This window comes from Bacillus sp. JJ1533 (genome assembly GCF_036965045.1).
Classification (GTDB): Bacteria; Bacillota; Bacilli; order Bacillales; family Bacillaceae_L; genus Ferdinandcohnia.
The window spans coordinates 22,531-48,654 of sequence record NZ_JBALOV010000029.1 but is presented as its reverse complement, the minus strand read 5'-3'; the positions used below and the strand labels follow the sequence as shown (position 1 = coordinate 48,654).

The following is a 26,124-nucleotide window of genomic DNA, read 5'->3' as shown; positions in this document are numbered from 1 at the left end:
TTGACGTGTGAGCAAATCACACGCCAATTTTTAGATTTCTGGCATTGGAGTTGGTGTTGGAGTCGAATAGCCTTCTTTATAAGTTTCATCTATCATAGCACGAATTTCGCTAGGTGATTTACCCTTTGAATACTCCATCACAGATGTAGCCGCAATTTCTAAACATACCATACATTTTGTACCGTGATCATCCCAAACGATAGCATCGTCTTTATTTTCATTAACAAAGCAATCATAATTATCACGGTGCCCCACAGAATCAGAGCAGCCACAATAGCAAGGGATTGATTCTAAAAGATCCTGATGCATGGCCGCAGCTTTATAAATGGTCACCATATCCTCAGACTTACCATCTAAAAAAGAGGGCATCACATTAAATGAGACTGTTTCTTCACGGATATCTCCCATTACATGATCTTCGCTTTTGGACTCATGATTTTCCTTGTTTTGCGAGCAGCCAACCAAACCAAAGATGAGAACAAGTGTGAGAAATATGATTATTTTTTTCATAAGAACAAACCTTTCCTTATCTAGTAAGCCCATTTTAACATATCATGTGCTTGCACAAAATGAGTTCACCATTTTGTCAAAATAAGAAAAGGTTAAAATTCTTTTTCCTCACGGGAAATGATCAGTACCAATGAAGCCTTGAGTAATTAATGTGCTTACTCCCCTTCAGATTCTTCATCCGATAATTCTAATTTTTCTCCTCCGATGGATATGTAGGAGAGAATATCTAAGTCGGGTTTTGCCTTCGCCATTCCTTGGATATACGGTGTAATGGTATCTTTGAAATCCTTGCTAACCCCCATTTCCTCACAATGTCCATATACATACATTTTTTTATCATCAAGAAAAAACGCGATATAACCAAGGGCTTTCTTATCTTGATTGACTATATTCAAAATTTGGCATTCTTCCTTCATTAGCTCTGGGGAAACAAATATTTGCAAGACAATTCCTCCTTTTTACGTTACCTGTAATTTTTTGAACAGAGAATCATTTGTTTCCTTACTAGGTTTTTTCTTTTTTACATGGATTAAAATCATACATAACAGGCCAACGACTAATGTTAATGATGCGGTAGTCAGAAACATTCCAGCACGAGACCAGTTCATCAGCCAGCCGTAGATAGGTGGTCCAACTGCCACTCCTAAAAAGCGAACAGATCCATAAAGAGATGTGACAAAACCTCGCTTTTCAGTCGAAACGGAACCTGTGATAAAGCTATTAATGCAAGGTAAAACAAGTCCTGTTCCGATACTGCTTATGGCTAATACAGCAATAAATGGGATCAGGCTTTTAAACAAGACCAATAAGGCAAATGATGCTGTCATAAGAAATAACCCAATGATGATGAGTTTTTTCATTAATGGCATCTTTTTACCGATTTTACTTCCGGTAATATAGGAAGTTGTTGTCATACATAAAAGGGGGATAGCTAATATTAACCCTTTTAGTACTCCATCTGTATCGTAGGTTTTCTCTAATACATCGGATAAATAAAAGAGAATCCCAAACAGAGTGAATAAGCAGGTTGCGCCAGCAAGATAAGCTGTAAATAGCCATCTTCCTTCATTTTTGAAAACAGAAAATAATCCATGCACATATTTTTTGAGTGGTGGTGGTTCATTCTTTTGCTTTTTCTCCTTGACAAAGAACATGGTCAAAAGTACCGAAATTAAACAAAAGATTGGGAAAGCGAAGAAGGCCGCATACCAAAATAACAACGCGAGTAACGACCCGATTATTGGTGAAATGACCTTCCCAAAGCCGTTTGAGGCTTCAACTAGGCCAAGGACGCGGCTTTGTTTGCCACCTTTAAACAAATCACCTGTAAGGGCCATTGCAATTGGTGCTGTTCCTGCTGCGCCTATACCCTGCATAACTCGACCAGCCATGATCCAAAAATATGGACTAGAAAACCAAGCGGATGCAACCCCAGCGAGAAGTCCCCCTGTACCATAGAGAATCAGTGCAGGTATGATGACGGCCTTTCTGGAAAAACGATCCGAGAAATAACCAAGCAACGGGATTGAAATCGCTGCTGCTACAGAGAATGTAGTAATGACAAGACTCACCTGGAATTGACTAATATCTAGTTCTTTTTGCATCTGCGGTAAGACAGGGATGAGCATTGAATTTCCAAGTACAAGGATTAGTGGAATTGAACTAATCGCAACAATTGTCATTGCTGAATTATTTTTGCTGGACAAGTTTTTGCATCTCCTTATATACGGATTGAAAGTGGAATTAATGATTGCTTTACTATTTTTTCAAATGGCAATGATACTTATTCTGTTAGTAGTTTCCAATTTGAAGAGGTGAGAGAAAAGCCCAATCTATACACCATTTATCTATTTTTGAATAACATAGCAACTGTAAGAAGATGGGTGTATATAACAAAAAAAGACTCTAAACAGATGGTTTAGTGCTTGTTGATAAAGGAGGAGTTATGTCTATGAACTTTCTTAATGTTCCATTGCGAACAAAGGGAGAACGAAACTATGGAATTACCTCAATTGCTGATTTTGGAACGCCTATTGGCTTATTGAAGTCATACTTAAGTGACTACCATGCTTATATAGATATCGCGAAGATCGGCATTGGTTCCGCTTATGTAACCCCAAACCTACAAGAAAAAATCAATCTTTATAAAAAATATAAAATCATTCCATATTGTGGTGGAACACTTTTTGAAAAAAGCTTTGTCCAAGATAGGCTTGATGAATATGTTGAAAGCCTGCAGAAGCTTGGAATTGAATGGATTGAAATTTCAAATGGGACAGTGGATATTCCACTTCAAAAAAGGCTTTCACTTATCAAAAAATGTAAGAAGCATTTTAATGTTATTGCAGAAGTCGGCTCCAAGGATCAAGACAAGGAAATGCCGTTGTCAGAATGGGAGCATGAAATAAACATGCTTTTAACAACAGGCTGTAAATATGTCATTACCGAGGGAAGGGATTCGGGAACTGCAGGTATTTACAACGCATTAGGCAACGTCAATACAGAGTTGATTGACCGAATTTCGAAAAATATTGATGTGAATAGGGTCATTTTTGAAGCGCCGACACCGAAGCAGCAAATGTTTTTCATCAATCAATTTGGTACAAATGTCAATCTCGGGAACGTCAAAATCAATGATGTACTTGTTTTGGAAGCACAAAGATTAGGCTTACGCAGTGAAACCTTTTTCATGGGGGAGAAGGCATGGAACTTACCCTAATTAGGCATCTTCCTACGGAATGGAACTTGAAAGGGATTCTCCAAGGTAGTCATGACATTCCTATTATAGAAATTACGAAGACAACTAAAGAAGAAATCAAACGAAACAAACTTAGGTTAAAACAACATTATTCATTGACTTTAGCAAGCTCCTTGATTCGAACACAACAAACAGCGAGCGCATACGGATATAAACATTTTACAATTGAGCCGTTGTTAAATGAGCTTCATTTTGGTGACTTTGAAGGGAAAGAAAAAAAACAACTAATCGAAGCACATAAAAATAAGTGGTTTACAAACCCACGTGAAATAGTGCTTGGAGAAAAGATTGCGAACCTGGAGATGCGAGTGCGTACATTTTTACAAAAATACAAGGATTACGAATCATTGTTAGTATTCGGGCATGGTTCGTGGATACGTGCATGCTTATCCTATTCAAAATTTGGGAACATCAATGAAATGAATCAAATTGAAATGAAGAACAATCAGATGCTTACAATCCAAGTTGGAGAGGAGGAATTTGAGATTGGGCGCCATCACATATGAGAACTGGAATGAGGAAAGTGTTACGGAAGTGATCTACAACAACAAAGACTATTACGATATTTTAAAGTGGGCATATCACACATATTCAGGAGAAGATATTGTATATGCTTGCAGCTTCGGGGCGGAAGGAATTGTATTAATCGACCTCATTTCAAAGGTTAAAAAAGACGCACGTATTGTGTTTTTAGATACGGGGCTCCATTTTAAAGAAACATATGAACTCATCGATAAAATCAAAGGAAAGTATCCGACTCTCAACATTGAATTGAAGAAACCAATACTAAATCTTAAAGAGCAGGAAAATAAATACGGTGATGAGTTGTGGAAGACAAATCCGAATTTATGCTGTCAAATTCGCAAAATTGTGCCTCTAAATGAAGTTCTTTCAGGAAGGAAAGCTTGGATTTCTGGTTTGCGTCGCGAACAAGGACCAACACGTAGAAATACGGAATACCTAAATAAGGATGAAAAATTCAAAAATATAAAGATATGCCCACTGATTCACTGGACGTGGGATGATGTTTGGACTTATATCCAGCTTAACAATCTTCCTTATAATGAATTGCACGACAAAAACTATCCAAGCATTGGCTGTGCACCTTGTACGAATCAGGTGCTAAACGGTGATTTGCGCTCAGGGAGATGGGCGAATTCCGATAAAACAGAATGCGGATTACATGTAAAATAACGTTTGGGTAATGGAGGTTATCAAATTGGCATTGAGTAAACCGCATGGCGGTATACTGGTCAATCGTTTCAACCCTACGGTTGACTATGAACAAATCGATAAACATATTGAGCTTAGCAATATGGAGTTAAGTGACTTGGAATTACTTGCAGTAGGGGCATACAGTCCGCTTGAAGGCTTTATTGGAAAAGCAAACTATGAATCAATTCTACACTCGATGAGACTTACAAACGGCCTGCCATGGTCAATCCCAATCACTTTGGCAGTGGACCATACATCTGCAAAGAAGATCTCAATCGGCGAAAAGATTCGATTGGTTCATAATGGTGAAGTATACGGCGTTATCGAAGTAACCGAAAAATATTTGGTAGATAAAGAAGTGGAAGCCTTTAAGGTGTATCGGACAACAGATTCATTACACCCTGGCGTAAAAAAATTGTATGAAAAACCAGATGTGTATCTTGCTGGGCCAATCCATTTGGTAAAACGTCCAAAGAAAAAGAAGTTCGAGACCTTTTACTTGGATCCAATCGAAACGAGAGCAGTATTTGAGCATCTAGGTTGGAAAAAGGTGGTTGGCTTTCAAACAAGAAATCCAGTTCATCGAGCACATGAATACATTCAAAAGTCTGCCTTAGAAGTGGTTGACGGGTTATTCTTAAATCCGTTAGTTGGAGAAACGAAAGCCGATGATATACCAAGTGATATCCGGATGGAAAGCTATATGGTTCTCTTAGAAAAATATTACCCGAAAAACAGAGTGTTTCTATCTGTGTTTCCAGCCGCAATGCGCTATGCGGGTCCGAGAGAGGCTATTTTTCACGCATTGGTTCGGAAAAATTATGGCTGCACACATTTTATTGTCGGTCGTGATCATGCAGGGGTCGGAAATTATTACGGCACCTATGATTCACAACAAATTTTTAGCCATTTTACAGAAGACGAACTAGGAATTACGCCATTATTTTTTGAGCATAGCTTTTTCTGTATAAAGTGCGGAAACATGGCTTCGGCCAAAACATGTCCTCACAATAAAGAAGACCATGTGATCCTATCGGGGACAAAAGTACGTGAAATGCTGAAAGCGGGTAAAAAACCACCAAAGGAATTTAGCAGACAAGAGGTAGTCGAGGTCCTCATTCGAGGTATGGCTGAACAATATACGAAGATATAAGGTGGGAATTATGGGCGAAGAACAACATATTATATGGCATCAATCAACTGTAACAAAACAAGATCGACAACAACAAAATCAACATAAAAGCTGTGTGATCTGGTTTACTGGGCTTTCAGGTTCTGGTAAATCATCCTTAGCAAATGCCCTTGACCAGGTGCTGTTTTCAAAAAAAATCCAAAGTTATGTTCTTGATGGGGATAATATTCGCCACGGTTTGAATGCAGGGCTTGGTTTTAGCAAGGAAGATCGGAAAGAAAATATTCGCCGAATCGGTGAGGTGTCAAAGCTCTTCGTAGATAGTGGGCAAATCATTTCAACCGCATTCATTTCGCCATTTCGAGAAGATCGTAATCAGGTAAGGAATTTATTTCCTCACGGGGAATTTATCGAGGTTTATGTTAAGTGTCCAATTTCGATTTGTGAAAATCGTGATCCAAAGGGTTTATACAAAAAAGCTAGAAACGGAGAGATATCCGATTTTACCGGAATAAGCTCTCCTTACGAAGAACCTGACCATCCTGAACTGGTGATCGAAACAGATCAATTAACCATCTCACAATCGGTTGAAAGGATAATTGATTATTTAAAACAAAAAGAAATTCTTTAAAGTAAGAAAGCGATTGTAGCTTTCTTACTTTATTTTTTTCTCCAACCGAGGGAAGGGGTTGAAATAAAGGACGGTGCTCTAAGGTGATAGATATAGTCAATGATATTCGTTGAAATGGTTTGACAAAGAATGGCGTAGAAGACGATTCGAATATCAATAACAGATGCTGTTAATAAAAAGATAAAAAAATTCATCCAAAGCATGACTTTGCCAGGTGACCAATCATTGTATTTGGCAATCATTAACGTTGGGATAACCATTCCTCCACTTGATGATCCACTTCGAATTAAAAGCCCGACACCCACTCCGAAAATCATCGCTCCAAGTAAGAGGTCAAGCCAGAAAAAGGGTGTTAGAAAAGAGCCTAGTGTTGAAACCAAGCTAACAGTAACTGAGGTGATTGTTACTGCAATCATCGTTTTCACAGTCCAGGAAAACCCGAAGTATTTTAAAGCCAGAATTAAAAAGGAGAAATTGACAATCCACAGGGACATGCCTAAGGGAAGTAGTGTCCAATGATTCATTAAAATCGCGAGCCCAGCCGCACCTCCGGAAGGAATGTTATGAGGAAACAAGAATAAGGACATACCTAGTCCCTGTAAAAATGCACCAATAACTATACATACATAGGTTATTACCACTTTAGGCATTGATTAACATGACCTTTCTTAATAGGAAAATAATACCTCATATTTGTAAACCTCCCAAAACTCACTCTCCTTGTCCATTTTATGTTGACAGGCTATTCAATATGTTCGAAAATTGTTCACAGCCTTTTATGTTGTAAGTTTGTCTTATATTCTTTAAAATGAGATATTGAATAACAAAAGTGCAAGCGACTTGTACAGCCCCGACAAGCACAAGACAAGCTGGCCAGAAGGTTGTTCTTTGACCTTCTTGACAGATTGGCTTGTGACCTCGAGGGCCCAGGCGCTGGAACTGGATGTAGAAGAGAAAATTTGAATGTAGGTGAAAATGTGAAAAAAATTAAATTTTCAATTGTGATTGCACTTATTTTTGTTTTAGCTGCATGTGGGAGTGGAATTCCAAATGCATTGAATTATGAGGTTTCTGATTTCTCTTATGTGGACCAAAATGGCGAAGACTTTAGCCTCAAGGATTTAAAAGGCAAGGTTTGGATTGCGGATATGATTTTTACAAATTGTGAGACCGTTTGTCCGCCAATGTCAGCTCATATGGCTAAGCTACAGGGTATGGTGAAGGAAGAGGGACTAGATGTTGAATTTGTATCATTTTCTGTTGACCCAGAGGTTGATACACCTGAAGTGTTAAAGGAATATGCTGAAGGCTATAGCGATGATTTATCCAACTGGCATCTGTTAACCGGTTATACTCTTGACGAGATAACTGTATTTGCGAAGGACAGCTTTAAAGCGTTAGTTGCAAAGCCTGAAGGTGAGGATCAAGTTATTCATGTGATCAAATTTTACTTAGTTGACCAAAATGGCACTGTTTTAAAAGAGTACAATGGGGTTGAAAACACTCCATATGAAGAAATTATAGAAGATATTAAAACAATCCTATAGGTTGGAAAAGGGACTCCAAGGCGGAGTCCTTTTTGCTTCTTAATCTTCTGTTTGTTGGACACCATCTTCCACAATCGTTTCAAGCTCTTTCCAGAACAACTCATGGCTTGTGAAGGTGAAGCAGCCACTTGAAATTTGTTCAGGGAACTCTTGGTTTTCCTCTGGTTGATTTTCACGCTCTTTTTTCATAATATGACCTCGTTTCGTTTAAACCTTTTTGAACATAGTTTTGAAAAAGATTCTCCCTCTTATCCTGCCTTACTTTTCCAAAATAAATTTTTCACCAATAAGAGAAAATGTAAATGTAAATGAATGTAAAAGGGGATCTTTTAATGCTCGCAAGAATGAAGCTGTGCGTGATAACTATTTGGACGATTCTTGACCCGATCTATTATGCATTCACTCGGCTTACTTATGTGGAGGAAAAGGAGATTTTACGTGTAAAAGTGACAAAATACAAAGGTAGGTCATGTATTCTTGCAGATGGGACTGAAATTAAGAAAAACGATTTATTAATTAAAATCCACCTACATAATGTAATTTTGCTAAGGGAGCTGCTTCGGTTAAAAAGTGAAACATCAAAGGCACGACTTATTTATAAGCATGTCAAGCATGCTTTACCAGGAGTTGCTAACTATCTTCATAACCATCCAAAGAAGAATGAAATTAAAGGGATTATTGGCATTACTGCATTAAACAAGGGGAGCAGGCGATTAGGTTTTGAATCCATTTCAATATCAAATAAAGTCTATCTTTGGTTTAAACTAATGGTATTTCTTCCGATGTATTGTATGGCAGTATCGAATATTTCAGCGCAGAGTCTCAGAAGACAGCCCATGTATTTATTTATGTCTAAAAACAAATTATTTGAATTGTATCGCTAGGTATCCATTCATTACCACTAACTTTTCGAATTCTATTATTTATAATGGAAGAAGAAAAGGTGGTGTTTTTTTGTGGGCATTTTTATTATCATTATTGCGAGTTTGATGGTTTTTTATTTTTTTAGAAAAGCAAATAAAAACACCTACAAGGTGAATTTAAATAAGATTGTTGTTAGACCAACTCATGAAATTGTGGATCCGATGCAGGTCAATGTTCTCCACCTATCAGACTTACATCTTGAAAATCTATCAATTACACCTGAAGAGTTATATAATAAAGTTAAAGATGAAAAGATTGATTTGATTGCAATCACGGGTGATTTTTTAGATCGAAAACGAAGTATTCCGAAGCTTGTTCCGTTTCTAAATGTTTTTCAAAAAATCGCTCCGACACATGGAGTATATGCGGTGTTTGGTAATCATGATTATTTTTTACAAAAGAAAAATTTTGAAAAATTAAAGCAGCTACTACAGGAATATGGGGTTAAAACTTTTCAAAATGAAAATGAGTCTCTCGTGATTTATGGACATCGTTTGAATATCATTGGGATTGATGATTTTAGTACGAAACGAAGTAATCTTAAAGAATCCTATGCATCGTTAAAGGCGGGTTATAATCTTGTACTCACTCATGATCCAAACCTAGTTTTGCATATGAAGGATTTTCATTTTGATTATTTATTGTCCGGTCATTTTCATGGCGGACAAATTTGTTATCCGAAGCCCTATCACTTGGTAAAAATGGGGAAGCTTGTTAGAATGAAGATGATAAAAGGTCTTCATACACATGATGGAAAACCATTTTATATTAATGAGGGTTTAGGTCAAACAGGTATCAATATTCGTGTGCGAAGTAATCCTGAAATTACCATTCATACGCTTACACTTGGAGCAGGAAGTGCAAGGCAAGCGATTTGAAGACGTCCATATCGACGTCTTTTTCTACATTGTATGTGACTTGGTTTAATTTTTACGATTATTAAAAATATTACCTCAGATTCATGTTATTTCTTTGAAACAGGAATCGTTAAAGCTGTTTTTACGTATGCTATAATACTAAACTTGTAGACAACAGTCACAAAAGGAAATGTAGGTGACCATGATGAAAAATCCAATTATAGCTATTATTATCACTAGTTTACTGATGAGTGGATGCTCTGGTGGGATACCTGCGACAGCAGGTATAGCCACAAGTGACCATGATACAGGCTTAACTCCGAAGCAAGATATACCGGATGATTTTATCCCGAAGGATCTTCGTATTGCGTCAATCGGTGATTCTCTTACAAAGGGTGTCGGGGATGAAAAGAAACAGGGAGGCTATACTTCCTTACTAGAGGAAAAGTTGCTCGATGAAAAAGAGGTAAAATCCGTAACTCTTGAGAATTTTGGCGTGAAAGGGCATAAAACATCAGACCTACTAAAAAGATTGGAGAATGAGGAAGTACAGGATGGAATTGCCGGTGCGGACATCATTATCATTACAATCGGTGGAAATGATATAATGAAAATTGTTAAAGAAAATCTTTTTGATCTATCACTAAATGTGTTCCAAAAAGAACAAGGAAAATATGAGGTTCGCCTTCATAAAGTGCTTGAAAATATCCGAAAACTTAATAGTGATGGAGAAATTGTATTGGTTGGTCTATACAATCCATTTGGCTGGTTTATCGATCTTTCTACTGAAATTAATACAATTGTTGATAATTGGAACGATGGTAGCAAAACCATACTTTCTGAATTTGACAAAACTAAATTTGTTGAAGTGGATGATGTATTTAGTCAAACAAGTGATAATCTTTTAGCAGAAGATGAGTTCCATCCAAACGCAAAAGGGTACGAATTAATGAGTGAGAGAATTTTTGAAGCAATTATGATGGAGTGATTTCCTTCGTAAAGGAGGTCTTTGATGAGGATAAAAAATAAATGGAAGGTCTTGTTTTTTTCACTACTTCTGATTAATCTCGTAGGTGTGCTCGTTCTTTCAGGGCTGTTTTTTGCACCAAATAAAGAAGTGACACCAAAAGAAAAGGCAATTTCAAAGGATCATGTAAATTTATCTGTTGAAACGAATAAAGAGGACCTCACAAGGGTTATCAATAATTTTTTGAAAAAAGAAGCAAAGGATAATCCGCTAAAATATAAGGTGTTACTGACAGAGCGGGTGATGCTGCTTGGGCAGATAACGGTATTCGGTAAAGAGATTGATATGGTGATGACCTTTAAGCCTAAGGTGCTTGACAACGGGGATTTGCTTCTGCAACAGGAAGCTTTTACGGTTGGTCAAGTGAGCCTGCCGGTAACATTTGTTCTACGCTATATTAATGACTATTACAATCTACCGGAGTGGGTTCAGATTGATGCAAAAAAACAAGATATCTATGTCTATTTATCTGAGATGAAAATGAAAAGCGACACAAAGGTTGAAGTTGATACCTTTGACTTAAGTAAGGACGAGTTAAAATTCAAATTACAGGTTCCGATGGACTAAAGAGCAAATCATTGATTGGTTTGCTCTTTTTTCGTATGAATAAAGGAGTAAAGTACTGTTTTGTTGAATTAATAAAGATATCATGTAAGCGAGAGAGGATATGTTTATGGAAAGGCGTTCAGAAGAATCGATTATTGGTTAGAAAATGAAACATGTACTAGAAAAGATAAAATGAAAATATATATAGTTGGAAAATAGCATTTTACGTTAAGAGGCTCATGCAATTAGTATTTTTTTAAGTAGTTATGCTAATATAATGATATACATATGTAAAGGGGGTAATAATATGGTTCTTCCACATTTTGAGGAGAATTTACAAAAATATGCGAGGCTTTTGGTCGCAAATGGACTGAATGTTCAAAAAGGTGATTGGGTAAAAATGACCATTACAGTCGACCAAGCCCCACTCGCTCGTCTGGTGACAAAAGAGGCCTATGCTCTAGGAGCTGAAAAGGTTATTATCAAATGGTCCGATGACGAAATTACAAAAGAGCATTTTCTACACCAGTCTGAAGAGGTGCTAACTGATATACCAGATTACGAAATTCAGGAATCTGAGGATCATGTACTCAATCATAATGTTTGTCGACTATCGATTGTGTCAAGTGACCCAGGCTATTTAAGCGGAGTTGATCCTTCTAAAATTTCAGCTTTTCAAAATAAAGCTGCTAAGGCTTTCAAGGTTCAACGTCTTGCCACACAAAATAATGATTTAAAATGGACAGTTGCTGGCGCGGCCGGAGCGGGCTGGGCTGCTAAAGTTTTCCCTCATTTAGCAACGTCTGAGGAGCAGGTAGATGCACTTTGGGATCAAATTTTCAAAACATGCCGTGTGTATGAGGACGACCCTGTTGCAGCATGGGAAAAGCATACACAAATCTTGAATGAAAAGGCAGCAAAATTAAATGAGATCCAGTTTGATGCACTTCATTATCGTGCACCTGGAACTGATTTAAAGCTGGGTTTACCGAAAAATCATATTTGGGAAAGTGCAAGAAGCTATAATCCAAAAGGAGAAGAGTTTATCGCAAATATGCCTACCGAAGAGGTGTACACAGCTCCAGACACACGCCGCATGGATGGAGTGGTTCGCAGTACAAAGCCATTAAGCTATGCTGGTACATTAATCGAGGGTATTGAAGTTCATTTTAAAGATGGAAAAATAGTAGACATCTCTGCAGAAACTGGAGATGAAATTATGAAGAAATTGGTATTTGATAATGAGGGTGGAACAGGACTTGGTGAGATTGCGTTAGTTCCAGATCCATCACCAATTTCACAATCTGGGATCACCTTCTTCAATACATTATTCGACGAAAATGCGTCAAATCACCTTGCGATTGGTGCGGCCTATCCAACGAACCTTCAAGGTGGAACGAAAATGAATGAAGACGAGTTAAAAGAGAATGGCTTGAATGTTTCAACCGTGCATGTTGATTTCATGATTGGTTCAAGCGACATGGATATTGATGGTATTAAAGAAGACGGTACCGTTGTTCCAATTTTCCGTAATGGCGATTGGGCAATATAAGGGTAATCGAGTCCAAGGACGGCTTATGTTAAGCCTATTCTTGGGCTTTTTTTTGAGAATTTTTGGATGGAGAAAATCATGTAGTTACAAACAGCGATATTTCGAGTAAAATATGGTGGTGTTAAATTTTACGTAAAGGGAGTTGAATTTTTATGGGCAGTCATTTGTGTAACGACCCTGATCCCGCGTCGATAAAAGGGGAAGTCATTAATGAACCTATGATAGTTAGGTGGAAAACCAATAAAAATTCAACTTTAACTGGGTGAGATTTTTGACTTCTTCGTAAAAATGAGGAGGTTTGAACATGCTAACTATTTATCTATCCAATGAGCAGGGGAAGTTACAGGAAACAACTACGATTACAAACGGTTGCTGGATTAACCTCATTGCGCCAACTGAAAAAGAAATCAATGAAGTTACAACAGCATTAGAAATACCAGTTGAATTTATCAAGGACCCATTGGACGAAGAAGAGCGGTCTCGAATTGAAAAAGACGGAGAACATATTTTAATTATTGTAAATATTCCTTCGGTGTCAATGGATGAAAATGAGATACCAATATATGACACCATTCCTCTGGGAATCATTATTGCGAAAAATTGTTTTGTGACGGTTTGTTTAAAGGATAATCCAATTTTTCATAGTTTCTCCGAGGGGAAAATTAAAAACTTCTTCACGTTTAAAAGAACTCGGTTTGCGTTCCAAATTCTTTATTCAATGGCAACCTTATATCTTAGATACTTAAAACAAATTAGTAAGAAAACCGATTTAATTGAAAAAGAGCTCCATCAATCGATGAAAAATAAGGAGCTTTTTTCACTATTAAATTTTGAGAAAAGTTTAGTGTATTTTACGACTTCCTTAAAGTCAAACAATATTGTCATGCAGAAAATGTTAAAAAGTAAGTACTTGAAAATGTATGAAGATGATCAGGAATTGCTTGAGGATGTCATCATTGAAAATCAGCAGGCGATTGAAATGGCGGAAACCCATACCTCGATTTTAAGTGGCATGATGGATGCATTCGCGTCCGTGATTTCCAACAATGTGAACATTGTCATGAAATTTTTAACTTCAATAACGATCATTCTATCTTTGCCAACGATGGTTGCGAGTTTTTATGGAATGAACGTCTCGATTCCGTTCCAGGAATATCAATATTCCTTTTTAATTGCGATTACCATTTCGTTTATACTATCAAGCATTACTGCTTATATCTTTTGGAAGAAACGATTCTTCTAAAGGTCATGGCGTTGGTCCAGTTGACGGATCGACGCTTTTTCTTTGTTTATTGTTCGTTCATTTCTTCTTCAACCAAGGCATCGAGCCGGGCAATCATTGTCTTCGCTTTGTCCTCATCAATTTGACGATAATGATGAAGACCTCCTTTTTCTTCATCCATTTCATCCGCAAGCTTTGTGATGGCTTGGAGAGGTGTGCGCTTAATAAAACCTTCCTCGATGTAGGAGTCTGTGTGGAATAAAATCGCATAGGCAATATCTTTTGCATGTTTTGGATTTTCGCCTAATCGAATCAATAATTTATGAGCGCGTTCCGCACCTTTAATTGCATGAATGTCATATTCCTTATACATGCTGTAGTCCCATTTCCCATTTTTATACCAGGTGTAATGCCCCATATCGTGAAGCAAAGCAGCCTTTGTTGCTAAATCTACTGAAACATTCCGTTCCTTGGCCATTTTAAATGCATGATAAGCACAAGCGATTGCGTGTGCTTTCCCTGAACGAGACAAGTATTTTTGCGCAATCCGATGATTAAAGATGTCTGTTAATGTCACATATCTCATTTGCCAGGCCTCCTTAAAAATGAAATTTTTTGAATCTTACCATGTCTGCTAAGTATTATCAAGATATAATAATCCAATTTGCTTGGAAAAGGGTGGAATAGTAGAATATGCATGTTAAAATGGTTTTATTATGATCGCGTGGTGAGAGGAAATGTTTTTACGAAGTGTGAAAGTAGTAGCAGAACAAATACATAATGTGCGTGAGTATCCTTTTTCGATCCCTAGTATAAGGGGGTTGGACCAGCTTGATTTTCATGAGCCCGTCACGTTTTTTGTGGGGGAAAATGGGTCAGGTAAATCCACTTTGCTAGAGGCAATCGCTTTTAAGTGTGGGTTTAACACTGGTGGAGGTGGAAGAAATAATTATTATACATTTGATGAGGAAACTCCAGCCTTAAGTCAGTACATCCGACTTTCATGGATGCCGAAAATTAATCAAGGCTTCTTCTTGCGAGTAGAAAGCTTTTTTCAGTTTGCGTCCTATTTGGATCAATTGGCCCAGGAGGATCCTACTTTTCAATTTGAAGGGTATGGCGGCAAGTCGCTTCATGAGCAGTCCCACGGTGAGTCTTTTTTGTCTTTATTTTTGAATCGGTTTGGGGGTCAAAGCATCTATCTATTGGATGAACCAGAGGCGGCATTATCTCCTGCACGGCAGCTTGCATTTTTACGAGTGATTCACGACTTAACAAGAAGAGGAGATGCACAATTTATTATTGCAACGCATTCTCCGATTTTGCTGGGCTATCCAGGTGCTCAGATATACAATTTCGATGCGTCACCTATTGAAAAGATTGCCTATCAGGATACTGAGCATTATCAGATCACAATGGGCTTTTTAAATCGTCGGGAACGGTATTTAGAGGAATTGTTTCGCGAGGATGAGGCGGAAAATTAAGAGGGATTATCTCCTGAAAAAAAGACTACCAAACTGGTAGTCTAGAACAAACTTAAAATGGCTCCTCCAATCGCCCCTGTTACAACCACAATCCAAGGTGGTAGCTTCCAGTAGACAAGCATGCTGAACAAAACGGCAGCAACTGCAAAATCGATTGGTGTAAACACAGTGCTGGTCCATATCGGTTGATAGAAGGCTGAAATCAATATTCCAACCACCGCTGCATTTACCCCTATTAACACTCCTTTAATTTTAGGATTGCGTCGTAGAGTATTCCAGAATGGTAATGTTCCTAAAACTAGGAGGAACGCTGGTAGGAATATCGCTACAGTTGCAAGTAATCCGCCTTGCCATCCATTCATCACGGCACCAAGATAGGCAGCAAATGTAAACAGTGGACCCGGGACTGCCTGTGCAGCACCATAACCTGCTAAAAATGCCTCCTCACTGAGCCATCCTGATGGAACAAATTCACGCTCCAATAACGGTAAAACGACATGCCCTCCACCAAAAACAAGTGAACCGGAACGATAAAAACTATCAAACATAGCAATCCATTCGATGGAAGTTACTTCTCTTAATATCGGTAAAACAATAAGCAAACCGAAAAACATCGTTAAACAGATTACAGCAAACGTATGAGATACTGGAAACCGCAGATTTGTAGTTTCATTGTCCGCTTGATTTTTAAATAAAATAAAGCCAATAACTGCCGCAATGAGGATGACTGCTACTTGTGTAAAGGCTGTTTGCCATAAGAGAGTCCCAACTAATGCAAACAATGCGAGTGATTTTCTAGGTAAATCAGGGGTAAGCTTTTGCGCCATTCCAAGGATTGCATGTGCCACAACAGCGACAGCGACTAATTTTAAGCCATGTAACCAACCTGCTGTACTGACATCAAAACCTTGGAGGATTAAGGCAAAAGCGATCAGTGCAATCACGGATGGTAGTGTGAAACCGAGAAAGGATACAATTCCACCAAGAACACCAGCACGCATGACACCGATGCCAATACCTAATTGACTGCTTGCAGGACCAGGTAAAAATTGACACAGAGCCACCAAATCCGCATATGTTTTTTCATCCATCCATTTTCTTCGGCGGACGTATTCTTCATGAAAATAACCTAAATGGGCAACAGGTCCTCCAAAGGATGTTAATCCAAGTCTTGTTGACACGAGAAAAATCTCTAGTAAGTTTTTCATTTTGTTCTCCTTTTATAATGCTAACGGAATTATATCATTAGTAAGCACGTATTAAAGATAAACACACTATGAATTTACAAAACTTTTACAAAATGAAACCTTCTTACCAGCCCAATCGTAATACAAATTAACGAAAGGATGTGGGTGACTTGAGTAAATATTCAATTGCAGAGTTTATTAAAAACACAGAGCAGGAGGACAAAGGGGAAGGCCTATTTGAATTAGAGACACCTAGAATGCTTGAAGTCAATCTAAATGGCATGGTTTGGGCTAAAGCAGGTTCAATGGTCGCATACAATGGGAAAATCAAGTATGAAAGAGAAGGGATCCTTGAGCATGGCCTTGGGAACATGTTTAAGAAAGCGTTAACAGGTGAAGGGGCTTCATTAATGAAAGCGAATGGACAAGGGAAGCTGTACTTGGCTGATAGCGGAAAAAAAATTATCATTCTTCAGCTGCAAAATGAAGCGATTTACGTAAATGGAAATGATCTTCTAGCCTTTGAACCATCCTTAAATCATAAAATTAAACTAATGAAGCGTGTCGCTGGAATGATGGCAGGTGGTTTGTTTAATGTTCGTTGTGAGGGAAGCGGGATGCTTGCAATCACAACTCACTACGAGCCACTCACATTGCGGGTTACCCCTGGAAAACCGGTTATAACCGATCCAAATGCAACTGTTGCATGGTCAGGAAATCTTCAACCAGAGTTTCAAACGGATATATCGTTTAAAACCTTTGTCGGACGTGGCAGTGGCGAGTCAATCCAAATGAGATTTGAAGGAGATGGCTTTGTCATCGTTCAACCATACGAAGAGGTTTATATGCAGCAGTCGAATGGTTAATTAATAAAAAGAAGCATGAGTTACAAAATACCCATGCTTCTTTAAATTCAATTTACGGTCCCCAGAGAACATCAACCAGTTCGCGTTTGAATAGATTGGTGTCAATGTTGCATGCTTTGGATTCTAGGCCGTATTGCCAGCCCCATGCAAGTGAGCCCTTTGGAGCGGATGGTTTATATTCTGGTGCTTTTGACTCGACAGTAACTCCTACACTTGGCGCAGCAGTCCAAATATAGTTTTGTTCGATGATGGCTTTATTACTTTTTCCAGCTTCTTGATACGCTTTAAACAAAGCTTGTTCTGGATCAAAAACCCCATAAATCCCAGATTTGTAGTTTGACGTTTCAATCGTCTCAAACCAGCCTTTAATAAACTCGGAATCTACTGGATAATCTGGTTCAATATCGGCAAATAGCGCAACTCCTTCAGGGATGCCGAGGTCACCTGCAAGCTTAATTGCTTCCTTTGCATGTGCCACACCATTATCGTACCCGGTCGCGTTATTAAAATGGTTATAGATTGGTAGGATAAAGTCGCCTTCAGCGTGGATCATCTTTACTTGTTCAGCTGTTAGCCCGACTGAAATTCCATCTCGCTCACCAAGGTAACGACCAAATATAACAGGGTCACCGAAGTTCTCTTTTACACATGCATAAAAATCCTTTGTTGTTTCACTAGCGGAGTCGATTCCCCAAACGATTTCAGGTAACTTATCGCTTGGTTTTGCTTTTTCATCTTTGTTTTGCTCTTGTTGTTGCTTATCTTGCTCTTGCTTTTTTTCCTGTTCTTTTTGCTTATCTTGTTCTTTTTGTTTATCATTTTCATTATTTTTTTCTTGATTTTCTTTGTCTTGTTCCTTTGCTGGCGGTGGTTGATTCTTATCTGTGTTTGCAGGAGGAGGAGTTGGTGGTGCCTCGGTAGTAGGAGACGATGTTACAGGCTTTGTTTTGTCCTCGGTTACATAGAAATACACCGCACAGCATAACAGGAAACCGATAATTGCAGATATCATTAGGTTAAATCCTTTTTCCGTCATTTCATCACCTCAACTTAATCCTTTCTGTATCATATGTAAGGAATAAGTGTGCCGTGTGGGTCCGGGCTGCAGTGATAGAAACGTCAGTTGTTTGGTATGCGCATTTAATAATGATCTTTGAGAATAAAAGGGAATATGTAAAACCGTGGTCAGTGGCCACGGTTTAAACAATCTCTTAATTATCATCTTTTTTATTGATAGCGGTGTTGATCCCGTGGATGGTATTTTTAAATAGATCCTCAGAAATCATAGTGGCTCCGGTAACAAGAATCCCTTGTACAACGGATTGTATTTCAATTCCATAATAAAGTAGACAGGCAATCACAGCAAAGATTAATTGAATCCATCGATATGTCCACTCCGGAATGTAAGGAGTATCTTTTAAGATTAACCCAATAAAATAGAGGACAGGAATTAAAATAAACGCATCTTGACGAATGTATAATTTAAAATCGAGATCCATATTTTCACCTTCATTTTCTCAATCGCTGTTAGGATAAAATATTCGAGAAAATAGGCATTGGTTATTCAAAAATCATTTTTATGTAAAATAAGATGTACTAAATACCCGAAATAAAAACGCCAGGTATGAGCCTAGCGTTTTGGGTTTCACCTTATTTATTTTTCGCAAATACTTCTCGTTTGACAAAGCGTTTTCCTTCATTACTATTTACGTAAGCTGTAGCCATTGCAACTAGAAGTAATCCTCCAGTAACAGTGAAAAGGATTTTTGTTGGGAAGAATCCTCCTAATAATCCTCCTATAAGCGGGCCAATCATTCCGCCGATTTGGTTTGCGGTTTGGTTTAAACTGAAAGCTCTGCCGCGGAAATCCTCTGGTGTTGATTTGACGACAAGTCCATTTAAAGCAGGGAAAACTGCACAGAAAAAGATCCCATAAACAAAACGTATGAAGGAAAAGCCCCAAATATGGGTAAAGACGATTTGGGCTAGAGTTCCGATTCCTGCCCCCAAAAGTCCGATGAATAAGACACGCTGGAAGCCAACTTTATCGGCCCATTTACCCCATACAGGTGCAAACAGTGCGCTTGCAAGACCTGGTAAGGAAATAATAAAACCAGTGAGTAATGTTGCATAGTTTGTGTGACTTGCAATATCAGCGATATATAACGGCAAGATCGGATCGATGATCATCGTAGAACAGCTGACCATAAGTGTCAATATTAATACCAACAAGAATGGGCGGTTGTTTATTGCAATGCAAAAGTCCTTGATAACAGAGCCTTTTTCTTTGTTCGCTTTGAAGTTTTCCTCTTTTACGAAAAAGATGATTAAAATCGTTGCAAAAAAGACGATGATTCCGGCACTTGCAAAAGCCCAGCGACTACCCCAAAGTTCAGCTAAGCCTCCACCCAATAGTGGGCCTAAAATCATCCCAGTTGCTGCTGCCGATGATATCATCGAAAGCGCATAACCAACCTTTTTCGATGGTGTATTTGTACCAACAAGGGCTATTGCCCCTGGAATAAATCCGCTCAACAAACCTTGTAAAAGACGTAATCCTAAGATTTGATAAGGGTTAGTAACGAATGCCATTAGTGTGTAAACGACAAAAAGGGCAAATCCTGCCCGTATAATCATTGGTTTACGTCCGTATTTGTCAGCAACTCTTCCCCAAAACGGTGTCGCAAATGCACCTGCAAAAAAGGCGGCCCCGTATATTAACCCTGACCATAATTCAGTGTGATCGTGTACCCCAATTTCCAACAGAAAGATTGGTAGAAAGGGAATAACCATCGAAAAACCTGAAGCGGTAAAAAAGACACCAATCCAAAGAACCCATAAATTTCGTTGCCAAGTCGGCATAACTCATTCCATCTCCTATGTTATTCTAATAGATTCATAATACCATAATTGACGGTTATTTTCATTATCGAAACTTTCGGATACTGAAATATCTTGTTGCTTATTTGGCTGAAGATTACAAAAATGGTCTTTTCCAGTTTGGAAAATACTTGTATATGACAAAAAAGAAATACTCAGCGGCACTGAGTATTTTTTTAATGAGGAAAATACATGTGTAAGACCTCAGTTCCATTTGTTAATTGATAAAAGTGCCGGAAATCGGGTAGGATTTCAATTGTTTTGTAGTGTGCTAAAGGGATTATTTGTTTAACCATTTGTACTTTAACAAAAAACAAGTTGTTGTCCTCAATTTGTATATGGGAAAAGAAGTATCCGTCACGTAAAAATGATATTTTTCACAACGAAAAAATGATTACAGTTTGTTTCAATTTGATTAAGATTTTTCAATATAGTTACAAACAGATCCTCATCTATAAAAAGATATTTACAAATCAAAGACATCGTCATAAAATACCTCATTGTGATGCTATAATACGATAACAATAGTATGGAGGTTTTATGATGGCTACTAAGCGAGAATATTATTTTGATAACGCGAAGTTTATCCTAATATTCCTTGTGGTTTTTGGACATTTTATTCAGCCTTTTACCGATGATCATAAAATCATCATGACAGTTTATCACTTTGTTTATTCTTTTCATATGCCTGCGTTCATTTTAGTTTCGGGATATTTTGCAAAAGGATTCAGGAAGGAAGGCTACATTAAAAAAACGGCGAAAAAGCTTTTGATTCCATATTTAATTTTTCAGCTACTTTATACCATTTATTATTATTTCCTATATAAGGGGCAGTCACTTTTATTCGAACCATTTAACCCACAATGGTCACTTTGGTTCTTAATTAGCTTATTCTGTTGGAATGTAATGTTGTATGCTTATACGAAGCTGCCAATAAGATGGTCAATAACACTTGCAGTTTTAATTGGAGTAGGGGTTGGATATATTCCTTTCGTGGAAAATTATTTGAGTTTATCACGGACATTTGTCTTTTTCCCATTGTTTTTATTAGGGTTCTATTGTAAAAAAGAGCATTTTATCGCGTTGAAACGTCCGTCTGTTCAACTAGGTTCAGCCACTTTACTTTTGGCCATTTTGATCGGCTATTATTTTGTTCCAGATTTCAATACGGGTTGGCTACTTGGGTCAAAATCGTATGAGACACTGTCACAGGAAAGTCTAGGTGGACTAATAAGACTAGCCGTTTATATTGTTTCGATTGTGATGACAATCGCATTCTTCTCACTGTTACCGAAAAAACAATATTTCTTCACAAGCTGGGGTACCCATACGTTGTATGTCTATCTACTACACGGCTTTGTAATTAAATATTTCCGGAACAGTGAATGGCTTGACGTGATCAACGATACTGGAAATTTTGTGATACTAGTAGGCGCTTCACTGATTTTAACATTATTGTTATCTACGAAAACAATTAGAGCCATTACGCAGCCGTTAATCGAACTCCGCCTCTCAATAATAAAGAAATACTTTAGAATAAAACAGGAAGGGTATTAATTTAAAGGGACGTCTCTCTTGAACCGGTTATAACCGGAATTTCAAGAGAGACGCCCCTTTTTACTTTTACCCTTTATAATTCTGAGCTCGTTTGACGAAGGATTGTTCGTCCTCGATAAGACCACAGACGCCGCATTGGACCTTGATTTCTGGGCCCCGGTATGGGATATGAAATGGATCAAGGTTTGCAGTGTATTCTTCGACGACTTCACCACTTTGTGGGTCAATTTTAACTGATCTGGGGACTTGTTCAATAATATTAAACCTTGAGCGATTGGTCTTACAATTAGGACATAAATAAGGACTATTCATCTTCCTACACCTCCTATTTTTTACTTTTTCCTGTTATGGAAGAATTATGAGCGTATTTTTTTGAACGCACGCAGGAAGTGATATAATAAAAACAAGCAAAAGGAGAAAGGAAGAGGGTACATGGAGAATACACATGAAAAAGTGGAAAAAGCAACCTTCGCGGGTGGGTGCTTCTGGTGTATGGTTAAGCCGTTTGATACACAACCAGGAATTATTGAGGTTGTTTCTGGTTATACAGGCGGAACAAAGGAAAACCCAACATATGAAGAAGTTTGCTCAGATACAACAGGGCATTATGAAGCCGTTCAAATCACATTTAACCCGGACATATTTCCCTATGAAAAATTAGTTGAAGTTTTTTGGCAACAAATTGACCCTACAGATGCTGGAGGACAATTTTATGATCGTGGTGACTCCTATCGTACAGCAATTTTCTACCATAGTGAGGAGCAGAAAAAAATTGCCGAAGAATCGAAGCAACGATTAGCGGAAAGCGGAATTTTTTCAAAACCGATTGTGACTCCAATCCTTCCTGCAAAGGAATTTTACCGTGCGGAAGAGTATCATCAGGATTATTACAAAAAGAAACCTGAACATTATAATCGCTACCGTACAGGTTCCGGAAGAGATAAATTTATTAGAAAGCACTGGGCTGCAAAGGAATTTGAAGAGGCAAAGAAAAATCTAACAGACATGCAATATTATGTGACACAGGAACAGGGAACAGAGCCTCCGTTTCAAAATGAGTTTTGGAACAATGCAAGGGAAGGCATTTATGTTGATATCGTTTCGGGCAAACCGTTATTCAGTTCATTGGACCAATATGATGCTGGCTGTGGTTGGCCAAGTTTTACAAAGGCGATTGATGCGAAGGAAATCGTAGAAGAACTTGATACTTCACATGGTATGATCCGTACAGAGGTTCGAAGTAATACAGCAGATTCACACTTAGGCCATTTATTTTATGATGGTCCTGGCCCAACTCGCATGCGTTATTGCATTAACTCAGCTGCACTTCGTTTTATTCCAAAGGAAGACCTTGAAAAAGAGGGCTATGGGGAATATGCGAAGCTTTTCAGCTAAAAAGGTGACTAGACAGCATTTGTGAAAAAATGACTATTTTAATAATTGTTGGTTGACTAGAATAATCTCCAATGATATGATGAAATAGACCATTTTGTTGCGTTATATAAGTTTAAAAAGATAAGAAAGAACGTTAATTTCGGCTATTCTTCTGAAGTTATATGTGAATTTGTTTTAGATTTATGTAAGTGTACAATGGTTAAATTTTTCAATGCACAAATGGTTTGTGTGTTCATTTTAGGAGGCATATTTCATGCAAAATGGTAAAGTAAAATGGTTTAACAGCGAAAAAGGATTCGGTTTCATCGAAGTACAAGGTGGAGACGATGTTTTCGTACACTTCTCAGCAATCCAAGGCGATGGTTTCAAAACTTTAGAAGAAGGTCAAGAAGTTTCTTTCGAAATCGTTGAAGGTAACCGTGGACCTCAAGCATCTAACGTAGTTAAATTATAATTTAACCTATAAATGAGAACGGAAAACAGTCCTATTAATGTAGGGCTGTTTTTTTATTGATTTTTTAATTACACCAATTCCTCTTTCACCAACTCAATAAAGTTTTTCGCTGGGGTTGAGACATAGTGATGCTCAAGCCAGATCATTCCTAACGATGAATACAAATTGGAGTCTATTATTGGGGCGAAGTAAAGATTTTGATCCCCATACACATCCAATACTGATTTTGGAACAATGGTTGCTCCCATTCCACCCTTAACCATCTCCATTAAGACATGCATATCCGAGCATTCCGCAATGCTCGTAAATTGAAGTTTTTGTCTAGAAAATGCTTCATGAATGATATTATAACTACCAAGGCCTTCGGTACTAGGAATTAAAAGGGGAAGTTGTGAAATTTCTTCGAGCGAAATCTTGGTAGTTTTTTTATTGCTCACAAAAACAAATGGCTCGTTAAGAAGATGTTCATAAATGAAACCACGGTGTTCGAGTGGAAGACGTACGAATGCCATTTCTATTGCCCGCGATTTTACCATTTCAGCAAGATAATACGAATCATTTTGTACGATCTTTAATGTAACGAGCGGATATTTTTGATGGAAAGCTTGAAGCATGTCAGAAAAACCTGATACAGATAGTGTATTAATCCCCACAGCTAGAACACCTTTTGTTCCTTCTTCAGCTTCTTGAATTTCATTTTTAATTTCCTCTACATTGTTAACAAGATGCAAAGCACGTCGATATAGAATGTCGCCTTTGTCGGTTAACTCCATTGTCTTTCCATTGCGTTCAAATAATTTAACACCAAGTTCTTCCTCTAATTGTTTCAGCTGCATACTTAATGGTGGCTGAGACATATGAAGTCGATTGGCGGCAGCCGTAATATTCTTTTCTTCGGCAATTGCTATAAAATAGCGCAATTGTTTGATGTCCATTAATGTCACCTTCTATATAAAAAAAGTATGGTTTCTATATAAATTATATATTTTTCATATAGTATAAGTCCATGTTATGATTAGTATCGTTTGCAACGGATAGAAAGGTGATTATATATGGAACGATTTTTTAACTTACAACAAAATGGTACAACAATCGGAAAAGAATTCTCTGCGGGATTGATTTCATATATTACCGTAGTCTACATTATTATTGTCAATGCTACGATATTAGCAGCCGCGGGTATCCCGATGGAAGCAGGAATCATCGCAACCATTTTAACAAGTTTTTTTGGCTGTGTTCTTATAGGATTATGGAGTAATACTCCGATTCTGCTCATCCCTGGTATGGGGCTTAATGCGATGTTTACTTATACAATCGTGCAATCTGGGGGATTTACGTGGCAGGAAGCACTGGCGATGGTATTTGTTTCAGGGTTAATCTTCGTAGTGATTGCATTTACCCCTTTAGCGAAGGTAATTACTACCTCAATCCCGAATTCGTTAAAAGAAGCAATAACTATTGGGATCGGAATTCTCTTGATTTTAATTGGGTTTGACAATGCGGGAATTATTACAAGCTCAGAGCATACTTTGCTTGCAATTGGTGATTTAAGCAGTCCGACTGTCATTACAACTTTTCTTGGTTTGATCATCACGGTATTATTATTTATTAAAAATGTACCAGGTAACCTTTTATTAAGTATTTTGATTACATCTGTTTTATCGATTTGGATTGGTGGAGCAGATTTTCAAGGGCTTTCTTTAACAACACCTGATTTACAGGCATACTTCGGTGTTTTTGGCCAATTATCATGGGCAGAGGCGGGTAATATTGTCTTCTGGTTAACCTCTATTTCATTAGCAATGGTGCTCGTTTTTGAAAATATTGGCCTCATTCACGGTCATACGAATATGCTAAAACGTCCGGAAAGCGGTAAGAAATCATTACAAGCAACTGCGGTTTCAGTTTTATCTTCTGGTGTTTTTGGAACGAGTCCAACTGTCGCATCTGTAGAAACAGCCGCCGGTATTACAGCTGGCGGAAGAACAGGGTTAACCAGTTTTGTAACAGGGGTTATGTTTTTAGTATCCATTTTATTTATTCCTGTGATTAAAATGGTTCCCGCAAGCGCGGTTTCACCGATTCTAATCTTGATTGGTGTTCTAATGCTACAAAACATTGTAAATATTTCAATGGATGATTTTACGGAGAGCTTTCCAGCACTATTAATTATCGTGCTAATTCCATTAACATATAGTATTGCAGACGGCATGGCGATCGGATTTATTTTATACCCAGTGATGAAGTTGTTAATGGGGAAAGGGAAGGAAGTTCATCCTGCATTGTATATGATTGCCATTTTATTTTTTAGTAATTTTGTAATTCAATATGTGTATTAAAAGCAGTCCTATTGGGCTGCTTTTGGCGTATGAAACTAAAT

General features: G+C 37.9%; 30 protein-coding genes and 1 pseudogene. 19 read left to right on the top strand and 12 right to left on the bottom strand.

Features of this window, described 5'->3' with window-relative positions:
* Positions 1–30: 30 nt before the first annotated feature.
* From V7138_RS15605 to V7138_RS15595, 3 genes are all read right to left on the bottom strand, one after another.
* On the bottom strand, positions 31–543 hold the full coding sequence (locus tag V7138_RS15605; protein WP_335398960.1) for a PCYCGC motif-containing (lipo)protein: 513 nt from the start codon (positions 541–543) through the stop codon (positions 31–33).
* A gap of 122 nt (positions 544–665) precedes the next feature.
* Complete coding sequence (locus tag V7138_RS15600; protein ID WP_335398959.1) at positions 666–953, bottom strand: hypothetical protein; 288 nt, start codon at positions 951–953, stop codon at positions 666–668.
* A 15-nt stretch (positions 954–968) separates the two neighbouring features.
* Positions 969–2,192: an MFS transporter gene (locus V7138_RS15595; RefSeq protein WP_335399060.1), complete on the bottom strand. Its 1,224-nt coding sequence runs from the start codon at positions 2,190–2,192 to the stop codon at positions 969–971.
* Between the two features lie 269 nt (positions 2,193–2,461).
* On the opposite strand from V7138_RS15595, the gene V7138_RS15590 reads away from it, so the two are divergent.
* Genes V7138_RS15590 through cysC form a run of 5 tightly spaced genes read left to right on the top strand, consistent with a single transcriptional unit; the run spans position 2,462 to position 6,246 of the window.
* Positions 2,462–3,229: a phosphosulfolactate synthase gene (locus tag V7138_RS15590; RefSeq protein ID WP_335398957.1), complete on the top strand. Its 768-nt coding sequence runs from the start codon at positions 2,462–2,464 to the stop codon at positions 3,227–3,229.
* The gene (locus V7138_RS15585) at positions 3,214–3,774 is read left to right on the top strand and encodes a histidine phosphatase family protein (protein ID WP_335398955.1); all 561 of its coding nucleotides are present in this window, start codon (positions 3,214–3,216) and stop codon (positions 3,772–3,774) included. The genes V7138_RS15590 and V7138_RS15585 overlap by 16 nt, the downstream gene beginning before the upstream one ends.
* The gene (locus tag V7138_RS15580) at positions 3,755–4,462 is read left to right on the top strand and encodes a phosphoadenylyl-sulfate reductase (RefSeq protein ID WP_438824363.1); all 708 of its coding nucleotides are present in this window, start codon (positions 3,755–3,757) and stop codon (positions 4,460–4,462) included. The genes V7138_RS15585 and V7138_RS15580 overlap by 20 nt, the downstream gene beginning before the upstream one ends.
* Before the next feature lie 25 nt (positions 4,463–4,487).
* Entirely contained in the window at positions 4,488–5,636 is a 1,149-nt protein-coding gene (gene sat / locus V7138_RS15575) for a sulfate adenylyltransferase (RefSeq protein WP_335398953.1), read from the top strand.
* A 10-nt stretch (positions 5,637–5,646) separates the two neighbouring features.
* Positions 5,647–6,246 carry an adenylyl-sulfate kinase gene (gene cysC / locus V7138_RS15570; protein ID WP_335398951.1) on the top strand — a complete coding sequence of 200 codons (600 nt, stop codon included), beginning with the start codon at positions 5,647–5,649 and terminating at the stop codon, positions 6,244–6,246.
* Positions 6,247–6,275: 29 nt separating this feature from the next.
* Here the strand turns inward: cysC and V7138_RS15565 are convergent, their stop codons facing one another.
* Complete coding sequence (locus V7138_RS15565) at positions 6,276–6,896, bottom strand: YitT family protein (RefSeq protein ID WP_335398949.1); 621 nt, start codon at positions 6,894–6,896, stop codon at positions 6,276–6,278.
* A gap of 336 nt (positions 6,897–7,232) precedes the next feature.
* Here V7138_RS15565 and V7138_RS15560 point away from each other — a divergent pair, with 336 nt between their 5' ends.
* Complete coding sequence (locus V7138_RS15560; protein WP_335399056.1) at positions 7,233–7,793, top strand: SCO family protein; 561 nt, start codon at positions 7,233–7,235, stop codon at positions 7,791–7,793.
* 39 nt (positions 7,794–7,832) lie between these two features.
* Here the strand turns inward: V7138_RS15560 and V7138_RS15555 are convergent, their stop codons facing one another.
* A complete protein-coding gene (locus V7138_RS15555; protein ID WP_335398947.1) occupies positions 7,833–7,982 on the bottom strand; it encodes a hypothetical protein in 150 nt (49 codons plus the stop codon).
* 143 nt (positions 7,983–8,125) lie between these two features.
* Between V7138_RS15555 and V7138_RS15550 the strand changes: the two genes are divergently transcribed.
* From V7138_RS15550 to V7138_RS15525, 6 genes are all read left to right on the top strand, one after another.
* Positions 8,126–8,677: a YkoP family protein gene (locus V7138_RS15550; RefSeq protein WP_335398945.1), complete on the top strand. Its 552-nt coding sequence runs from the start codon at positions 8,126–8,128 to the stop codon at positions 8,675–8,677.
* Between the two features lie 72 nt (positions 8,678–8,749).
* Positions 8,750–9,595: a metallophosphoesterase gene (locus V7138_RS15545; RefSeq protein ID WP_335398942.1), complete on the top strand. Its 846-nt coding sequence runs from the start codon at positions 8,750–8,752 to the stop codon at positions 9,593–9,595.
* Between the two features lie 184 nt (positions 9,596–9,779).
* Positions 9,780–10,562 (top strand): GDSL-type esterase/lipase family protein, encoded by a 783-nt coding sequence (locus tag V7138_RS15540; protein WP_335398939.1) that lies wholly within the window; start codon positions 9,780–9,782, stop codon positions 10,560–10,562.
* 24 nt (positions 10,563–10,586) lie between these two features.
* Positions 10,587–11,168 (top strand): YpmS family protein, encoded by a 582-nt coding sequence (locus tag V7138_RS15535; protein ID WP_335398937.1) that lies wholly within the window; start codon positions 10,587–10,589, stop codon positions 11,166–11,168.
* A gap of 286 nt (positions 11,169–11,454) precedes the next feature.
* A complete protein-coding gene (locus V7138_RS15530) occupies positions 11,455–12,699 on the top strand; it encodes an aminopeptidase (protein WP_335398935.1) in 1,245 nt (414 codons plus the stop codon).
* A 304-nt stretch (positions 12,700–13,003) separates the two neighbouring features.
* Positions 13,004–13,942 (top strand): magnesium transporter CorA family protein, encoded by a 939-nt coding sequence (locus tag V7138_RS15525; RefSeq protein WP_335398934.1) that lies wholly within the window; start codon positions 13,004–13,006, stop codon positions 13,940–13,942.
* A gap of 46 nt (positions 13,943–13,988) precedes the next feature.
* Here V7138_RS15525 and V7138_RS15520 read toward each other — a convergent pair whose 3' ends face one another.
* Positions 13,989–14,507 carry an HD domain-containing protein gene (locus tag V7138_RS15520; protein ID WP_335398932.1) on the bottom strand — a complete coding sequence of 173 codons (519 nt, stop codon included), beginning with the start codon at positions 14,505–14,507 and terminating at the stop codon, positions 13,989–13,991.
* A 151-nt stretch (positions 14,508–14,658) separates the two neighbouring features.
* Between V7138_RS15520 and V7138_RS15515 the strand changes: the two genes are divergently transcribed.
* On the top strand, positions 14,659–15,405 hold the full coding sequence (locus V7138_RS15515; RefSeq protein WP_335398930.1) for an AAA family ATPase: 747 nt from the start codon (positions 14,659–14,661) through the stop codon (positions 15,403–15,405).
* Positions 15,406–15,446: 41 nt separating this feature from the next.
* On the opposite strand, the gene V7138_RS15510 is transcribed toward V7138_RS15515, so the two are convergent.
* Positions 15,447–16,613 carry a chromate transporter gene (locus V7138_RS15510; protein ID WP_335398928.1) on the bottom strand — a complete coding sequence of 389 codons (1,167 nt, stop codon included), beginning with the start codon at positions 16,611–16,613 and terminating at the stop codon, positions 15,447–15,449.
* 149 nt (positions 16,614–16,762) lie between these two features.
* Between V7138_RS15510 and V7138_RS15505 the strand changes: the two genes are divergently transcribed.
* Entirely contained in the window at positions 16,763–17,458 is a 696-nt protein-coding gene (locus tag V7138_RS15505; RefSeq protein WP_335398926.1) for an AIM24 family protein, read from the top strand.
* Between the two features lie 52 nt (positions 17,459–17,510).
* On the opposite strand, the gene V7138_RS15500 is transcribed toward V7138_RS15505, so the two are convergent.
* From V7138_RS15500 to V7138_RS15490, 3 genes are all read right to left on the bottom strand, one after another.
* On the bottom strand, positions 17,511–18,494 hold the full coding sequence (locus V7138_RS15500) for a glycoside hydrolase domain-containing protein (RefSeq protein ID WP_335398924.1): 984 nt from the start codon (positions 18,492–18,494) through the stop codon (positions 17,511–17,513).
* A gap of 175 nt (positions 18,495–18,669) precedes the next feature.
* Entirely contained in the window at positions 18,670–18,957 is a 288-nt protein-coding gene (locus tag V7138_RS15495) for a phage holin family protein (RefSeq protein ID WP_335398922.1), read from the bottom strand.
* A gap of 151 nt (positions 18,958–19,108) precedes the next feature.
* Positions 19,109–20,320: an MFS transporter gene (locus V7138_RS15490; protein WP_335398920.1), complete on the bottom strand. Its 1,212-nt coding sequence runs from the start codon at positions 20,318–20,320 to the stop codon at positions 19,109–19,111.
* Positions 20,321–20,881: 561 nt separating this feature from the next.
* Here V7138_RS15490 and V7138_RS15485 point away from each other — a divergent pair.
* Positions 20,882–21,895 carry an acyltransferase family protein gene (locus tag V7138_RS15485; RefSeq protein ID WP_335398919.1) on the top strand — a complete coding sequence of 338 codons (1,014 nt, stop codon included), beginning with the start codon at positions 20,882–20,884 and terminating at the stop codon, positions 21,893–21,895.
* Between the two features lie 66 nt (positions 21,896–21,961).
* Here V7138_RS15485 and V7138_RS15480 read toward each other — a convergent pair whose 3' ends face one another.
* A complete protein-coding gene (locus V7138_RS15480) occupies positions 21,962–22,207 on the bottom strand; it encodes a DNA alkylation repair protein (RefSeq protein ID WP_335398917.1) in 246 nt (81 codons plus the stop codon).
* A 120-nt stretch (positions 22,208–22,327) separates the two neighbouring features.
* Between V7138_RS15480 and msrA the strand changes: the two are divergent.
* The 3 genes and pseudogenes from msrA to cspD form a co-directional block, all read left to right on the top strand.
* Positions 22,328–22,867, top strand: a pseudogene (gene msrA / locus V7138_RS15475) (peptide-methionine (S)-S-oxide reductase MsrA); the annotation flags it as partial.
* Positions 22,844–23,290, top strand: coding sequence for a peptide-methionine (R)-S-oxide reductase MsrB (gene msrB, locus V7138_RS15470; RefSeq protein ID WP_335399054.1), 447 nt, complete (start codon positions 22,844–22,846; stop codon positions 23,288–23,290). The pseudogene msrA and the gene msrB, both read left to right, overlap by 24 nt.
* A 253-nt stretch (positions 23,291–23,543) precedes the next feature.
* The gene (gene cspD, locus V7138_RS15465) at positions 23,544–23,744 is read left to right on the top strand and encodes a cold-shock protein CspD (protein ID WP_077618477.1); all 201 of its coding nucleotides are present in this window, start codon (positions 23,544–23,546) and stop codon (positions 23,742–23,744) included.
* A 68-nt stretch (positions 23,745–23,812) separates the two neighbouring features.
* Here cspD and V7138_RS15460 read toward each other — a convergent pair whose 3' ends face one another.
* On the bottom strand, positions 23,813–24,679 hold the full coding sequence (locus tag V7138_RS15460) for a LysR family transcriptional regulator (protein WP_335398915.1): 867 nt from the start codon (positions 24,677–24,679) through the stop codon (positions 23,813–23,815).
* A gap of 117 nt (positions 24,680–24,796) precedes the next feature.
* Here V7138_RS15460 and V7138_RS15455 point away from each other — a divergent pair, with 117 nt between their 5' ends.
* Positions 24,797–26,083: an NCS2 family permease gene (locus V7138_RS15455; protein ID WP_335398913.1), complete on the top strand. Its 1,287-nt coding sequence runs from the start codon at positions 24,797–24,799 to the stop codon at positions 26,081–26,083.
* Positions 26,084–26,124: the final 41 nt, after the last annotated feature.

Excerpts from the sequence above, each read along its gene's own strand:
- V7138_RS15595 (WP_335399060.1), bottom strand. The coding sequence starts at position 2,192 with ATGACAATTGTTGCGATTAGTTCAATTCCACTAATCCTTGTACTTGGA.
- V7138_RS15480 (WP_335398917.1), bottom strand. The coding sequence starts at position 22,207 with ATGAATAGTCCTTATTTATGTCCTAATTGTAAGACCAATCGCTCAAGG.
- V7138_RS15520 (WP_335398932.1), bottom strand. The coding sequence starts at position 14,507 with ATGAGATATGTGACATTAACAGACATCTTTAATCATCGGATTGCGCAA.
- V7138_RS15455 (WP_335398913.1), top strand. The coding sequence starts at position 24,797 with ATGGAACGATTTTTTAACTTACAACAAAATGGTACAACAATCGGAAAA.
- V7138_RS15515 (WP_335398930.1), top strand. The coding sequence starts at position 14,659 with ATGTTTTTACGAAGTGTGAAAGTAGTAGCAGAACAAATACATAATGTG.
- V7138_RS15490 (WP_335398920.1), bottom strand. The coding sequence starts at position 20,320 with ATGCCGACTTGGCAACGAAATTTATGGGTTCTTTGGATTGGTGTCTTT.
- V7138_RS15585 (WP_335398955.1), top strand. The coding sequence starts at position 3,214 with ATGGAACTTACCCTAATTAGGCATCTTCCTACGGAATGGAACTTGAAA.
- V7138_RS15500 (WP_335398924.1), bottom strand. The coding sequence starts at position 18,494 with ATGACGGAAAAAGGATTTAACCTAATGATATCTGCAATTATCGGTTTC.
- V7138_RS15485 (WP_335398919.1), top strand. The coding sequence starts at position 20,882 with ATGGCTACTAAGCGAGAATATTATTTTGATAACGCGAAGTTTATCCTA.
- V7138_RS15460 (WP_335398915.1), bottom strand. The coding sequence starts at position 24,679 with ATGGACATCAAACAATTGCGCTATTTTATAGCAATTGCCGAAGAAAAG.
- V7138_RS15525 (WP_335398934.1), top strand. The coding sequence starts at position 13,004 with ATGCTAACTATTTATCTATCCAATGAGCAGGGGAAGTTACAGGAAACA.
- V7138_RS15495 (WP_335398922.1), bottom strand. The coding sequence starts at position 18,957 with ATGGATCTCGATTTTAAATTATACATTCGTCAAGATGCGTTTATTTTA.
- V7138_RS15510 (WP_335398928.1), bottom strand. The coding sequence starts at position 16,613 with ATGAAAAACTTACTAGAGATTTTTCTCGTGTCAACAAGACTTGGATTA.
- V7138_RS15565 (WP_335398949.1), bottom strand. The coding sequence starts at position 6,896 with ATGCCTAAAGTGGTAATAACCTATGTATGTATAGTTATTGGTGCATTT.
- V7138_RS15590 (WP_335398957.1), top strand. The coding sequence starts at position 2,462 with ATGAACTTTCTTAATGTTCCATTGCGAACAAAGGGAGAACGAAACTAT.
- V7138_RS15555 (WP_335398947.1), bottom strand. The coding sequence starts at position 7,982 with ATGAAAAAAGAGCGTGAAAATCAACCAGAGGAAAACCAAGAGTTCCCT.
- V7138_RS15540 (WP_335398939.1), top strand. The coding sequence starts at position 9,780 with ATGAAAAATCCAATTATAGCTATTATTATCACTAGTTTACTGATGAGT.
- cysC (WP_335398951.1), top strand. The coding sequence starts at position 5,647 with ATGGGCGAAGAACAACATATTATATGGCATCAATCAACTGTAACAAAA.
- cspD (WP_077618477.1), top strand. The coding sequence starts at position 23,544 with ATGCAAAATGGTAAAGTAAAATGGTTTAACAGCGAAAAAGGATTCGGT.
- V7138_RS15605 (WP_335398960.1), bottom strand. The coding sequence starts at position 543 with ATGGGCTTACTAGATAAGGAAAGGTTTGTTCTTATGAAAAAAATAATC.
- V7138_RS15535 (WP_335398937.1), top strand. The coding sequence starts at position 10,587 with ATGAGGATAAAAAATAAATGGAAGGTCTTGTTTTTTTCACTACTTCTG.
- V7138_RS15550 (WP_335398945.1), top strand. The coding sequence starts at position 8,126 with ATGCTCGCAAGAATGAAGCTGTGCGTGATAACTATTTGGACGATTCTT.
- V7138_RS15530 (WP_335398935.1), top strand. The coding sequence starts at position 11,455 with ATGGTTCTTCCACATTTTGAGGAGAATTTACAAAAATATGCGAGGCTT.